General features: G+C 69.0%; 13 protein-coding genes. 8 read left to right on the forward strand and 5 right to left on the reverse strand.

All coding sequences use genetic code 11. The features are described 5' to 3' along the window. Nucleotides 1–11 precede the first annotated feature (11 nt). The 4 genes from mug to OHA18_RS28340 form a co-directional block, all read right to left on the reverse strand. Complete coding sequence (gene mug, locus OHA18_RS28325; RefSeq protein WP_328998358.1) at nucleotides 12–512, reverse strand: G/U mismatch-specific DNA glycosylase; 501 nt, start codon at nucleotides 510–512, stop codon at nucleotides 12–14. Between the two features lie 116 nt (nucleotides 513–628). Beyond that, on the reverse strand, nucleotides 629–1,309 hold the full coding sequence (locus OHA18_RS28330; RefSeq protein ID WP_328998359.1) for a hypothetical protein: 681 nt from the start codon (nucleotides 1,307–1,309) through the stop codon (nucleotides 629–631). After that, the gene (locus OHA18_RS28335) at nucleotides 1,309–1,581 is read right to left on the reverse strand and encodes a hypothetical protein (RefSeq protein ID WP_328998360.1); all 273 of its coding nucleotides are present in this window, start codon (nucleotides 1,579–1,581) and stop codon (nucleotides 1,309–1,311) included. Before OHA18_RS28335 ends, OHA18_RS28330 begins: the two co-directional genes overlap by 1 nt. Next, complete coding sequence (locus OHA18_RS28340; RefSeq protein ID WP_328998361.1) at nucleotides 1,581–1,901, reverse strand: hypothetical protein; 321 nt, start codon at nucleotides 1,899–1,901, stop codon at nucleotides 1,581–1,583. The genes OHA18_RS28335 and OHA18_RS28340 overlap by 1 nt, the downstream gene beginning before the upstream one ends. Nucleotides 1,902–1,990: 89 nt before the next feature. On the opposite strand from OHA18_RS28340, the gene OHA18_RS28345 reads away from it, so the two are divergent. From OHA18_RS28345 to OHA18_RS28370, 6 genes are read left to right on the forward strand one after another with little or no spacing between them, the layout of a single operon-like run. Beyond that, nucleotides 1,991–2,518, forward strand: coding sequence for a hypothetical protein (locus tag OHA18_RS28345; protein ID WP_328998362.1), 528 nt, complete (start codon nucleotides 1,991–1,993; stop codon nucleotides 2,516–2,518). Between the two features lie 10 nt (nucleotides 2,519–2,528). Next, a complete protein-coding gene (locus tag OHA18_RS28350; RefSeq protein WP_328998363.1) occupies nucleotides 2,529–3,674 on the forward strand; it encodes a serine/threonine protein kinase in 1,146 nt (381 codons plus the stop codon). A 48-nt stretch (nucleotides 3,675–3,722) separates the two neighbouring features. Continuing rightward, nucleotides 3,723–4,439 (forward strand): Clp protease N-terminal domain-containing protein, encoded by a 717-nt coding sequence (locus tag OHA18_RS28355; RefSeq protein WP_328998364.1) that lies wholly within the window; start codon nucleotides 3,723–3,725, stop codon nucleotides 4,437–4,439. A 9-nt stretch (nucleotides 4,440–4,448) separates the two neighbouring features. After that, nucleotides 4,449–5,726 (forward strand): serine hydrolase domain-containing protein, encoded by a 1,278-nt coding sequence (locus tag OHA18_RS28360; protein ID WP_328998365.1) that lies wholly within the window; start codon nucleotides 4,449–4,451, stop codon nucleotides 5,724–5,726. Nucleotides 5,727–5,770: 44 nt separating this feature from the next. Then, nucleotides 5,771–7,168 (forward strand): sigma 54-interacting transcriptional regulator, encoded by a 1,398-nt coding sequence (locus OHA18_RS28365; RefSeq protein WP_328998366.1) that lies wholly within the window; start codon nucleotides 5,771–5,773, stop codon nucleotides 7,166–7,168. Between the two features lie 2 nt (nucleotides 7,169–7,170). Further along, nucleotides 7,171–9,129, forward strand: a complete 1,959-nt coding sequence (locus OHA18_RS28370) for a vWA domain-containing protein (RefSeq protein WP_328998367.1) — start codon at nucleotides 7,171–7,173, stop codon at nucleotides 9,127–9,129. Here the strand turns inward: OHA18_RS28370 and OHA18_RS28375 are convergent. Next, nucleotides 9,126–9,983: a cobalamin-binding protein gene (locus tag OHA18_RS28375; RefSeq protein ID WP_328998368.1), complete on the reverse strand. Its 858-nt coding sequence runs from the start codon at nucleotides 9,981–9,983 to the stop codon at nucleotides 9,126–9,128. The two genes, OHA18_RS28370 and OHA18_RS28375, sit on opposite strands and share 4 nt — an antisense overlap. Before the next feature lie 286 nt (nucleotides 9,984–10,269). Between OHA18_RS28375 and ppdK the strand changes: the two genes are divergently transcribed. Next, nucleotides 10,270–12,930, forward strand: a complete 2,661-nt coding sequence (gene ppdK, locus OHA18_RS28380; protein WP_328998369.1) for a pyruvate, phosphate dikinase — start codon at nucleotides 10,270–10,272, stop codon at nucleotides 12,928–12,930. After that, complete coding sequence (locus OHA18_RS28385) at nucleotides 12,923–13,702, forward strand: class I SAM-dependent methyltransferase (protein WP_328998370.1); 780 nt, start codon at nucleotides 12,923–12,925, stop codon at nucleotides 13,700–13,702. Before ppdK ends, OHA18_RS28385 begins: the two co-directional genes overlap by 8 nt. The last annotated feature ends 134 nt before the right edge of the window (nucleotides 13,703–13,836 follow it).

Raw genomic sequence — 13,836 nt, forward strand, 5'->3', positions numbered from 1 at the left:
CGAACATCCGGTCAACTGACCCGCTCGAGCTCCCCGAACGCAGCGGCGAGCTTCGGCAACGTGTAGTGAGCGTTCAGGCCGCTCGGGTTCGGGAGCACCCAGACGCGGGTGGTGCCGATGGTGCGGTCCTGCTTGCCGATGGCCGCCTTGCGTTCTCCGAAGGCGTCGCGGTACGCGGTGACTCCGAGGACGGCGAGCCACTCAGGCTGTGCCGTGAGTACCTTCGCCACGAGCTGCTCGCCGCCGGCCACGAGCTCGGCCCGGGTCAGCTCGGCCGCCTGCGCCGACGGACGGCTCACCACGTTGGTGATCCCGAGGCGGTAGCTGAGCAACTCCTCCTGCTCGGCGGGCTTGAGCTGCCTTGGAGTGAATCCGCTCTGATGAAGCGCCGGCCAGAAGCGATTCCCCGGCCGTGCGAAGTGATGCCCGGTCTGCGCCGACATCAACCCGGGATTGATCCCACAGAACAGTACCCGTAGGCCGGGCCTGATCACATCGGGCAGAGATTGCATGGGTGGAACGTACCGAAGAACGGGTAGTGGTCGGCATTCCGGCCCGATCGCCCGCCTACCGCGGGCCTTCGGGAGGCCTCGGGAGCGACTACTACCCGTTCGTCGGTACACACACCTCAGTCGTTCTCGTTGTTCAGGTTGCCGGGGAGCTGGGAGGCGATGCAGCTGTGGGCGACGAACAGCCAGATGGTTTCGCCGAGGGCGTCGACGCGGATCATCGAGGCGCCGAGGTCGTTGGTGGAGTAGCGGTAGCCGCCGGTGGCCGGTAGGGCGAAGCCGACCGGGTCGTGGAGGCTGCCGGTGGCGTACGTGCTGTCGGTGAAGTAGTTGTAGTAGCCGGTGCACGCCGACGGGTTGATGCTGACGATGATCGCCCCGTTCCCGGTGTGTGGCGCGGCGTCGAAGTCCCGGCCGAAGGTCCGGCGGTGGGACAGCCGCTCACTCGTGTCGTCGCTGCAGCTGGCCGGGACCGACGTCGAGTGCGAGGTGTCGAGCGCGCCCGGGACCAGGAACGCGCAGAAGTTCGACCCGTCCACGGCCCGCCAGCGACCGAAGTGGAAGTTGTTCGCTGTCGTCGTGTGTACGTCGAACTTCGTCCCCGCGATCGCCGTTCCCATGACGTAGCCGCACGACTTGTTCGCGAGCCAACCGCCGGCCGGCATCACCCCGTGGTTGTTGCAGGCCGCCGGCTTCTGGACGTTGCCGATGGTCGTGTACTGGTTGACGGCGTGAGCCGGCTGGGCGAACGCCACCACGCCGAGCACAACTCCACAGACCGCCGCGAGCAGTCGTCGCATCAGCAGAACCATCCGTCCTGGACCCAGCCGTCATGGTTGATGTCGCCGTACGCGAACCCCCAGGCCCACTCGCCGTGGATCTCCTTGACCAGGAAGGTCTGCGGCTTGTGCAGCGTGCCCATCCGGGCGCCGCCCGGCGCGACGCGCAGTTCGAGGTCCTGGGCGCAGACGGTCTCGCGGACACCGACGTGACCGTTCGCGGCGTTGGCGGGGAGTGTCGTGAGTACGGCGCCTGCGACGACCAGCGCACCGGCAAGAGCGAGTCGCTTCATCACCAGGACCCCCAGCCGCCGAGGCACTCGATCCGGACGAAGCCCCAGTCGTTCGGGCCGAAGTCCTGGATCGAGGCCCAGCCGTTGTAGACCGGGTGCTTGCCGCGGGTGTGGCCGACCTTGTCGCCGTAGGTCAGCGTCCGCAGCGGGTGCACCGGACCCGGGATCGAGAAGTCGTAGTTCTCGTACATGGTCGCGTCCTGGCACACGATGATCGCGTGCTCGGGCGGCTCGACCGCGACGGCCGCGGGAGTACCGGCGGCCAGCGCGGCGCCGGTGACGGCGACCGCGGTCAGGAGGAGGGCGGGTTTCCGTGTCATCAGAACCTCCATTGAGTTGTCATCCGTGATGACGGTAGGACGTGTCGTCAGAGATGGCAAGACCTGTCATCAGTGGATACAGTGACCCGGTGAGGGAGCGGAGGCCGTACTACGGGATCGCCGAGATCGCCGAGGCGCTCGGCCTGAATCGGCAGCTCGTCACGGCCTGGCGCCGCCGCCGTAGTCACGGCCTGCCGGACCCGGACGGCGAGCTGTCGTCCGGGCCGATCTGGCGCGGTACGACGATCGAGCCCTGGATCGATGTGGTCCGCGAGCAGCGCGATGCACCGGCGCAGCCGATCAGCTCGGAGCTCGCGTTGAAGGCCGGACGGCGAATGCTCCGGGTCGCGGCACTGCTGCTGGAGGAGCCGATCCGGTTGAAGCTGCTCAGCCAGGCGTTGGCCGAGGCTCGCGAACTGCTGCCGGTGGTCGACGACGCCGCGGACGATCGGCTCGGCCGCGCGGTCCGGCAACTGCTGTCGCCATTGCGCGCGAGCGGTGACGATCCCGGCAACCTGCGGCGGTTCCGTCGCAAGGTCGTGGCCGAGTTGGCACAGCTGGAAACCCTGGTCGAACTGGCAGCGGATTCCCTTCCGGAAGCGGACAGTGCCAGTTAATGTGCGAGCCGTGATCGTCGAGGTACCGGGGTACCGGTTGGCGGAGCCGCTGGGTGCGGGCGCGACCGGAGTGGTGTACGCGGCGAATCGGCTGTCCGACGAGCGGTCCGTCGCGGTCAAGGTGGTGCATCCCGAGCTGGTCGATCCGCAGTACCGCGAGCGGTTGCGCCGGGAGGTGCGGATGGCGGCGGCCGTGGTGCATCCCGGGGTTGTCCGGGTGCACGAGGTCGGGGGCGAACGCGACCTTGCGTGGCTCGTGATGGATCGGCTCAGCGGTCCGGATCTCCAGCATCTGCTCGACGACGAAGGCCCGGTGCCGGTGGAGCGGGCTGTCGAGTTGATCGCCGAGGTGGCCGATGCCGTTGACGCGATGCATCGGGCGGGCGTCATCCATCGCGACCTCAAGCCGGCCAACATCATCCTGAACGGCGACCGCCCGACGGTCGCGGACTTCGGCGTCGCCCGTCAGCTCGCCTCACTGGAATCGACGACCGGTCTGGACCTGAGCGGTGACGCGGCCTGGCTCCACACCGGTGCGCCCGCCGGCCCATCACTCGGGTCGATGGCGGGCACCGTGGCGTACATGGCGCCGGAGCAGTGGCGCGGCGATCCGGTGTCGCCGGCGACGGACGTGTACGCCCTCGGTGGCACGCTCTACAGCCTCCTCACCGGCAAGCGCCCGTACGAACGCCGCACGCTCCCCGAGCTCGCGTACGCCGTCGCGATGCTCCCACCGCCTACGTACGGCGTCCCGGCGTACGACGAGGTGATCCGCCGGGCGATGGCGAAGGACGAGCTGCAGCGCTACCGAACAGCCGCCGACTTCGCCGCCGCACTCCGAGCGGGCGAGGCGAGGGGCCACCGTGGTAGCCGCCGGCTGCTGGTGGCCGGGGTCGCGGGTGTCGCTGTGCTTGCAGTTGCCGGTACGGCGTTCGCCGTTCGCGGTCACCAGTCCGACGACGACCAGCTGACTGTTTGCGCGCAGGACGCGACGGTTCGGGACGCGCCGCGGAGCCGGACCGTGGTGGCGACGGTCTATCACGGCGATCGGTTGACGCCGATCGCGCCGCGGGACGGCGATACCTGGGTGCATGTGCGGCTGCCGGACGGGCGGACGGGATGGTCGTTGACCGACTTCGTCCGCCATCGCTGCTAACGTCAACCCAGGGTTGACGCGACGAGGTCGTCAACCTAGAGTTGACGCATGACTCCCGGACCTGATCTGCAGCAGCTCATCAACACCATCAAGACCGACGCCGGCAGCGACGACGAGCTCGAGCAGCTCGCGACCGCGGCGGCGACGATCAGCGAACTGACCGGCACCGGCGACGCCGCGCTCGGGTTCTTCGTCGACCGCGCCCGCGGTGCGGGGAAGTCGTGGGTCGAGATCAGCGGGGTGCTCGGCGTCAGCAAGCAGGCCGCTCACAAGCGGTTCGCCGACTCCTGGACGGCCCGGCCGGCGTTCGAGCGGTACACCCAGCGGGCGCGCTCGGTGGTGCAGGCCGCCGCCGACATCGCGGGTGCACGCAACCACGACTTCGTCGGCACCGAGCACCTCCTGCTCGGGATGTACAAGGAGCCCGGAGCGGTCGCGGCCAAGGTCCTCGTCCAGCACGGCATCACCGAGGAATCGGTCCTCCGGGCCGTCGACGTCGAGAGTCCGGCGGCCGAGCCGTCGGCGGAACCGAAGAGCCTCGACGGCGAGAATCCGCCGTTCACCCGGCGCGCGGCCCACGTCCTCCAGGGCGCCGTCGGCGAGGCGCTCACCCTCGGCCACAACTACGTCGGCACCGAGCATCTCCTGCTGGCGTTCTATCGCGACCAGGCCGGCATCGCGACGAAGATCCTGCTCGAGCAGGGCCTGGAGGAGTCGGCCGCCTGGACCGATATTCGCGCGGCGCTGGAGGGGTTCACGAAGTAGGTTTGGCGCATGCCTGACTGGTCTGCGCGGTTGAACGAGTTGGCGACGGCGGCCGAGGTGCCCGGAGCGGTGCTCGGCATCTGGCACGACGGTGCGACCACGATCACGCCGTACGGCGTGCTGAACACCGCGACCGGGGTGGAGACCACCGCCGACTCGCTCTTCCAGATCGGGTCGATCAGCAAGCCGTGGACCGCGACGATGATCGTCCAGCTCGCCGCCGAGGACCGGCTGCGGCTGGACGACCCCGTGGTCAAGCTGTTGCCTGAGGCACCTATTGACCCGCGCATCACCGTCCGTCACCTGCTCAACCACACCAGCGGCATCGACGGGGACGTATTCACCGATACCGGCCGCGGCGACGACTGCCTCCAGCGGTACGTCGCCCTGCTGGCCGACGTCGACCAGCTCTTCGACCCGGGTACGGCGTACTCCTACTGCAACGCGGGATTCGTCGTGCTCGGCCGGCTGATCGAGGTCCTCGACGGCCGGACCTGGGACGAGTCGCTGCGGGCGCGACTGGTCGGCCCGCTCGGCCTGGCCCACACGGTCACCCTGCCCGAGGAGGCGATCCTGTACCGGGCCGCCCGCGGTCACACGTCCGAGGACGGCACACCGGTCGTGACGTGGCAGTTGCCCCGGAGCCTCGGCCCGGCCGGTCTGGTCACGGCCAGTGCCGGCGACCTGCTCGAGTTCGCCCGGATGCATCTGATCGACGACGCCTATGCGGCGATGCAGGAGCCGCAGGTGCCGTTCGCCGGCGGGATCGGCGGGTTCGTCGACCTCGGTCTGACCTGGCGGATCTACGACTGGGGCGGGCGCCGGATCCTCGGCCACGACGGCTCGACGATCTCGCAGACAGCCTTTCTCCGGATCGATCCGGAAGCCCGGTTGATCATGTGCCTACTGACGAACTCCGGCAACGGCACCAGACTGTTCGAGCCCCTGGCCACCGAGGTGTTCACGGAGTTCGTCGGCGTCGGTCATCCGGACTCGCCGCAGCCCGCCGAAGGCCCGGTCGACGACCGGCAGGTCGGTCGGTACGAGCGCGCCAGCGTGCGGCTCGACGTCGTACGGCGGGATGAAGGCCTGGCGCTGATCATGCAGGCCACGGGGGACCGGCTGGCATTCGCCGAGGAGCCCGTGCACGAGTACGAGATGGTCCCAACCGAGCCGCTGGATGGGGACCATTTCGTCATCCGGTACTCGCCGGATCACCCCTGGGTCCCGGTGACCGTCACGCCGACGCACCTGTTCACCTCGGGCCGGGTCACGCCCAGGGTCTGAAATACCGCGGGCGTCGCTGGCGTGACCGAGCTAACGTCTCACATGTGACTAGTGCACCCGCTGAACTTCCCCGTAAGGCTGGTGACCTCCGGGCCGCCGGATACCTTCCCCGGTCGATCAAGGCCGAAATCCGTGACAACCTGCTGGAACAGCTCCGGGCCGGGCGTGATCCCTGGCCCGGCATCGTCGGATTCACCCGCACGGTGATTCCGCAGCTCGAGCGCGCGCTGCTCGCCGGGCACGACGTCGTACTGCTCGGTGAGCGCGGTCAGGGCAAGACCCGGCTGCTGCGCACGCTGGTCGGGCTGCTCGACGAGTGGACCCCGGTGATCGAGGGCGCGGAGCTGCCCGAGCACCCGCTCGACCCGATCACCCCTGCCTCGATCCGGCGCGCCGCCGAGCTCGGCGACGACCTGCCGGTGGCCTGGCTGCACCGCAGCCTCCGGTACGCAGAGAAGCTGGCGACCCCCGACACGTCGGTGGGTGACCTGATCGGTGACGTGGACCCGGTGAAGGTTGCCGAGGGCCGCAGTCTCGGCGACCCCGAAACCATTCACTTCGGGCTGGTCCCGCGGTCGCACCGCGGCATCGTCGCGATCAACGAGCTGCCCGACCTCGCCGAGCGCATCCAGGTCGCGTTGCTGAACGTGATGGAGGAGCGCGACATCCAGGTCCGCGGGTACACGCTCCGGCTGCCGCTCGACGTGTTGCTGGTGGCAACTGCCAACCCCGAGGACTACACCAACCGCGGCCGGATCATCACGCCGCTGAAGGACCGGTTCGGGGCCGAGGTCCGGACCCATTACCCGCTCGACATCGACGCCGAGGTGGACGTGATCCGGCAGGAGGCCGAGTTCACCGCCGAGGTCGGCGAGCCGCTGCTGGAGGTGCTGGCGCGGTTCGTCCGGCATCTGCGGGAGTCGACCTCGATCGACCAGCGGTCGGGTGTTTCGGCCCGGTTCGCGGTCGCCGCGGCCGAGACGATCGCCGCCGCCGCGTTGCGCCGGAGCGCGATCACCGGCGAGGAGCCGGCCGTTGCGCGGCCGGTCGACCTTGAGGCGGTGCCCGCGGTACTGCGGGGCAAGCTCGAGTTCGAGCCCGGTGAGGAAGGGCGCGAGATCGAGCTGCTCGAGTACCTGCTGCGCCGGTCGGTGGCCGACACCGCGCGGGAGCGGTTCGCCGGTCTCGACCTCACCCCGCTCGCCCATGCTGTTGCCAACGGCAACCTTGTGACGACCGGTGAGCGGGTGCCCGGCCGGGACGTGCTGGCCGCGTTGCCCGAGCTGCCCGTCCTGCACGACGTCGCGGCCCGGGCAGGGGTCGAGCCGGACGACTCGTCCGGCCGGATCGCGGCCGCCATCGAGCTCGCCCTGGAGATGCTCTACCTGTCCAAACGCGTGGCCAAGGACGCCGACGAAGACACCACGGTCTACGGAGCCTGATCATGTCGTCCATACCGGAAGGCTGGTCCTACGGGCCGTGGCACGACGGGCCCGATCCGCTCAAGGCGCCCGCGGATCTGCGGGACGCGCTGGACGAGATCGGCCGCGACGTGATGAACGGGTCGTCGCCGCGGTCCGCGCTGGAGGAACTGCTCCGGCGCGGCACCCGCAACACCCAGGGCCTGGACGACCTGAGTCGCCGGTTGTGGGAGCGCCGCCGCGAGATCGAGCGCCGGCACAACCTCGACGGCACCCTGCGGGACGTCCAGCGGTTGCTGAACGAGGCCCTGGAAGCGGAGCGGCACGAGCTGTTCCCGAATCCGTCCGACGACGCCCGGTTCCGGGAGGCTCAGCTCGACGCGCTCCCGTTCGGCACGGCGGCCGCTGTACGGGAGCTGGCGAACTACGACTGGCAGTCGTCGGACGCGCGGCAGAAGTACGAGGAGATCCGCGAACTGCTCGGGCGCGAACTGCTCGGGTCGCGGTTCGAGGGCATGAAGGAGGCACTGCAGCAGACCACGCCCGAGGACGTCGAGGCGATCAACGAGATGCTGACCGACCTCAACGCGTTGCTCGCGGCGCACGCGCAGGGCCGGCCGGAGGTGCCGGAGCTGTTCGAGGAGTTCATGGCCCAGCACGGCGAGTTCTTCCCGGAGAATCCGCGCAACGTGGAGGAGCTGATCGACGTCCTCGCGCAGCGCGCTGCCGCGGCGCAACGGATGATGAACTCGATGACGCCCGAGCAACGGGCCGAGCTGATGGAGTTGTCGCAGCAGGCCTTCGGCAGTCCGCAACTCGCGCAGCAGTTGTCCCAGCTGGATGCTCAGCTGCAGTCGCTGCGGCCGGGAGAGGACTGGTACGGGTCGGAGCAGATGAGTGGTGAGGATCCGCTCGGTCTTGCCGAGGGCGCGCGGGCGATGTCCGATCTCGCCGAGCTGGACGCGCTGGCCGAGCAGCTGGCCCAGTCGTATCCGGGCGCACGGCTCGAGGACATCGACCTCGACGCGCTCACCCGCCAGTTGGGTGACGAGGCAACGGTCGACGCCCGTCGGCTGAGCGAGCTGGAGCGACAGCTGCGTGATCAGGGTCTGATCGAGCGGGCGCCGGACGGTTCGCTGCAGTTGTCACCGAAGGCGTTGCGGCAACTCGGTCAGACCGCCTTGGCCGACGTACTGCGGGCCGCCCGCGGATCGGGTGAGCGGGATGCCGCGAACGCCGGCGCGGCCGGTGAGTTGAGTGGATCGTCGCGTCGGTGGGAGTTCGGCGACACCCAGCCGTGGGACGTGCCGCGGACGGTGCGCAACGCCGTACTGCGAACTGCGCATACCGGTCGCGGTGGGGTCAAGCTCGATGTGGCTGACGTGGAGATCGCGGAGACCGAGCATCGCGCTCGTGCCGCGGTCGCCTTGCTGGTCGACACGTCGTGGTCGATGGTCCAGGAGGGCCGCTGGCTGCCGATGAAGCGTACGGCGCTCGCGCTGCACCAACTCATCTCGACCCGCTACCGCAACGACGCACTCCAGCTGATCACCTTCGGGCGGTACGCCGGTGTGGTGGAGCTGCCGCAGTTGATCGGGATGGAAGGCACCTGGGAGCAGGGCACCAATGCGCATCACGCGCTGCTCCTCGCCGGACGCCACTTGCGTCGCCACCCGGACGCCCAGCCGGTCGTCCTGATGGTGACCGACGGCGAGCCGACCGCCCACCTGGAGCCCGACGGCATGGCCGAGTTCTCGTACCCGCCCGAGCCGGCCACCCTCCGCAAGACGATCTTCGAGGTCGACCGGCTGGCCAAGCTCGGCGCCACGCTGACTGTCTTCCGCCTCGGCGACGACCCGCGACTGAACGCGTTCGTCGACCTGCTCGCCCGGCGCAGCGGCGGCCGGGTCCTCGCGCCCGACCCCGACGGCCTCGGCGCCGCCGTCGTCGGCGATTACCTGAGGACGCGCCGCAAGCTCTAACGCAACCTGATCGCGTGGTCCGGGGTCTCGCCCTGGAGGATGGCAGCCAGCACTTCGATCCCATCCACCAGGCGGGGCCCCGGGCGCGCGAAGTACCCGTTCGCATCCACGGCCCACACCGGGACGTCCGCGGGCAGCTGCGGCAGCAACTCTGCGGTCAGCTTCGCGGCACCCTCCAGCTCGAACCCGCACGGCGCCGACACGATCACCTCAGGCTGCGCGGCCGCGACCTCCTCCCAGGTGATCGCTGTCGATCGTTGGCCTGCTGCACCGAGCACGTTCGTCCCGCCCGCCAAGGTCACCATCTCCGGCAACCAATGCCCCGGCGCGAACGGCGGCTCCGTCCACTCGAGCAACGCGACCCGCGGCCGGGCGCGATCCACCCCGGCGAAGCGCCGGAGCCGGCGGCGCAGGTCGTCGACGAGGGGCGTGCTGTCGCGGCCGATGGCCTTCCCGATCGTGTCGATCGACGCGACCACCTCGTCGAGGTCGTGCGGATCGGTGCTCACCACCTCCGCCCGGCACCCGAGGTACTCGAGCGCCTCGTCGACGTCTGCCACCTCGATCGCGCACACCGCGCACAGGTCCTGGGTGATCACCACATCGGGCTCGAGCTCGCGTAGTGCGCCGGCGTCCAGGTGGTAGAGGTCCTCCCCGGCCGCGACCTTCCGCCGTACGACGGCGTCGATCTCACCCGGCGTCAAACCAGCAGGCAACGCCGTCGTCGACACGATCCGCCGGGTGCGCGCGGCTTTCGGGTAATCGCACTCGAAGGTCACGCCGACCACGTCGTCCCCGCCGCCGAGTGCGAAGCAGATCTCGGTCGCGGACGGGAGCAGGGAGACGATGCGCACCCGCCGAATGTACCCCGCTGCCCGGTCCGGCACCTGACGAAACGTCGGGATCGTCACGTCGGCGGCGTTCCCGGGTGAACAGGCTGATTGTCTCGCGTTGTCAACCAGGGAAGGGTTTTCCGGCCTTCGACCTGTGGGGAGGGTCACGTCAGCATCGTGAGACCAGTGTTCAACTGGACTGGTTTTTAGGCTTACTCTGAAAGCACGCCCCCGCCGCCGGAGTCGACGGGCCAGCGGGCCATCTACCCGCGCCTGCAAACACCCGCCTGCAACCCAGGGAGTGACCGTGCCGAAACTTGTCTACGACTTCGCCGAAGGCAACAAGGACATGAAACAGCTGCTCGGCGGCAAGGGGGCGAACCTGGCCGAGATGACCAATCTCGGCCTGCCGGTACCACCCGGCTTCACCATCACCGCCGACGCGTGCCGGGCGTACCTCGAGACCGGTGCGGTGCCGGCCGACCTGGCCGACGAGATCGACAAGCACGTCGATCTGCTGCAGCAGCGGATGGGCAAGAAGCTCGGCCAGGCCGACGACCCGCTGCTGGTCTCGGTCCGCTCCGGCGCCGCCGTGTCGATGCCCGGCATGATGGAGACAGTTCTCAACGTCGGCCTCAACGACGACTCGGTGAACGGCCTCGCCCACCAGTCCGGCAACCCGCGGTTCGCCTGGGACGCGTACCGGCGCCTGATCCAGATGTTCGGCAAGACCGTCCTCGGCATGGAGGGCGACGTCTTCGAGGACGCGATCGAGGCGGCCAAGCAGGCCAAGGACACCCACAACGACCTCGACCTGGACGCCGGCGACCTGAAGGCGCTGGTCGAGACGTTCAAGCAGGCCGTCCACGACCACACCGGCCGCGAGTTCCCGCAGGACCCGCGGACCCAGCTGGACCTGGCGACCGAGGCCGTCTTCCGGTCGTGGAACTCCGACCGCGCGATCCTCTACCGCCGCCAGGAGCGGATCCCGACCGGCCTCGGCACGGCGGTCAACATCTGCTCGATGGTCTTCGGCAACCTCGGCATGGACTCCGGCACCGGCGTCGCCTTCACCCGTGATCCCTCGACCGGCCACCCCGGCGTGTACGGCGACTACCTGCAGAACGCGCAGGGCGAGGACGTGGTCGCGGGCATCCGTAACACGGTCCCGCTCGCGGACCTCGAGCAGCTCGACAAGACGTCGTACGACGACCTGATGGCGATCATGGCCAAGCTCGAAGGGCATTACCGCGATCTGTGCGACATCGAGTTCACCGTCGAGCGGGGCAAACTGTGGATGTTGCAGACCCGGGTCGGCAAGCGGACCGCGGCGGCGGCGTTCCGGATCGCGACCAGCCTGATCGACGAGGGTGTGATCGACACCGACGAGGCGCTGCGCCGGGTGAAGGGCGCGCAGCTGGCGCAGCTGATGTTCCCGCGGTTCGACGCGGATGCGGCGACAGACCTGATCACCAAGGCGATCGGTGCCTCGCCGGGTGCGGCGTCCGGCAAGGTCGTGTTCACTTCGGCCGCCGCGGTCGAGGCCGCCGATCGCGGTGAGAAGGTGATCCTGGTCCGGCGCGAGACGAACCCGGACGACCTGCACGGCATGATCGCGGGCCAGGGCGTCCTGACCAGCCGCGGCGGCAAGACCTCGCACGCGGCCGTGGTTGCCCGCGGCATGGGCAAGACCTGTGTCTGCGGCGCCGACGAGCTCGACATCAACGTTGCCCAGGGCACCATCAAGGTCAACGGCACGGTGCTCGAGGCCGGCGAACTGATCTCGATCGACGGTACCACCGGCGAGGTGTTCCGCGGTGAGGTCCCGGTCGTCCCGTCGCCTGTCGTGCAGTACTTCGAGGGCACGCTCGCGCCGAACGCCGGCGATGAACTGGTCGCATCCGTGCACCGCTTGATGACGCACGCGGACGAGGTACGGCGACTCGGCGTACGGACGAATGCGGACACCGCCGACGACGCGGCGCGGGCGCGGCGCTTCGGGGCCGAGGGGATCGGGCTGTGCCGGACCGAGCACATGTTCCTGGGGGAGCGGCGGGAGTCCGTCGAGCGGTTGATCCTCGCCGACAACGATGCGGATCGTGAAGCAGCTCTGGCCGAGCTGGAGCCCTTGCAGCGTGGGGACTTCCTGGAGTTGCTGGCCGCGATGGACGGGCTGCCGGTGACGATCCGGCTGATCGACCCGCCGCTGCACGAGTTCCTGCCGTCGATGGAGGAGCTCGCGGTGAAGGTGGCGATCGCGCGCGAACGCGGCGAGGACCCGGGACGCGACGCCAAGCTGCTGGTGGCGGTCCAGCGGTTGCACGAGCAGAACCCGATGCTCGGCTTGCGCGGGGTCCGGCTCGGGCTCGTGATCCCCGGTCTGTTCGCCATGCAGGTGCGGGCGATCGCGGCGGCCGCGGTGGAACTGCGGGCCCAGGGCAAGGATCCGCGGCCGGAGATCATGATCCCGCTGGTCGGCGCCGTCCAGGAGCTGCACCTGGCGCGCGACGAGGTGGAAGGTGTGCTGGCCGAGGTCGGCGTCGACCGGACGATCCCGATCGGCACGATGATCGAGCTGCCGCGGGCCGCGGTGATCGCGGACCAGATCGCGGAGGCCGCCGACTTCTTCTCGTTCGGCACCAACGACCTGACCCAGACCACGTGGGGCTTCAGCCGCGACGACGTCGAGGGCTCGTTCTTCTCGCGGTACCTGGAGAAGGGCATCTTCGCGGTGTCGCCGTTCGAGTCGATCGACCGTGAGGGCGTCGGCGCGCTGGTGCGGACCGGGGTGGATCGCGGTCGCGCGACCAAGCCCGACCTCAAGCTCGGCATCTGCGGCGAGCACGGCGGCGACCCGGACAGCATCCACTTCTTCCACGACGCCGGTCTCGACTACGTGTCCTGCTCGCCGTTCCGTATTCCGGTGGCGCGGCTGGAAGCCGGCCGGGCAGCATTGGCGGGTGAGTAGACAGCAGCTCCGCCAGACCTTCGGAGAAGACGCCGAGCTGTACGACCGCGTCCGGCCGACCTATCCGCCCGAGTTGTTCGACGAGCTCGCGGGCCTGGTCGGTGAGCATCCGAAGGTGCTGGAGATCGGCCCGGGGACCGGCCAGGCGACCGCCGCGATGGTGGCTCGCGGCTGGCCGGTCACCGCGGTCGAACTCAGTCCTGGGCTTGCGGATGTCCTGCGGCGGAAGTTCCCGATGATCGACGTGCTCGTCGCGGACTTCGACACCTGGGACCTACCGATAGGGGCGTTCGATCTGGTCATCTCCGCGACCGCGTTCCATTGGCTCGATCCCGCGACGCGGATCGGACGGTGTGTGGAGGTGTTGCGGCCGGGTGGTGCGTTGGCGGTGGTGTCGACGCACCATGTCGCCGGTGGAAGCGAGCAGTTCTTCGTCGACGTAGAGGACTGTTACGAGCGATTCACCGACGACCAGGCCAAAGGTGGACTCCCCGCGGCGGACAACGTGCCGGAGGATTCGGCGGGGCTTGGACGGTCCGGGGTTTTCGGGTCGGTCGAGTCTCGCAGTTTTGTCCGCGATCTGGACTATTCGACGGCGGAATACCTCGAACTTTTGTCGTCGTACTCGGGTCACCGGGCCTTGACAATCGAGCGGCGTGACGGACTGTACGACTGTATCGGCGCTCTCATCGAGGCGACCGGGGGCTCGATCACGAAGCGTTATCTGAATCAACTGTCTGTAGGAATTTCTCTTAACCAACCCCTTGCGTAGTGGGTCGTGGACTGGTGAGAATAACCGGGCGGGAAGGGAGATCACTCGTCGACTTTCGGGTCTGACCTGAACCAGCCGCTGTGGCGGCTCGTGACTCCCTTTCCCGCACCAAATCCCTTTGTTTCCTTGGCCGT

It is taken from the genome of Kribbella sp. NBC_00709 (assembly GCF_036226565.1).
Lineage (GTDB): Bacteria > Actinomycetota > Actinomycetes > Propionibacteriales > Kribbellaceae > Kribbella.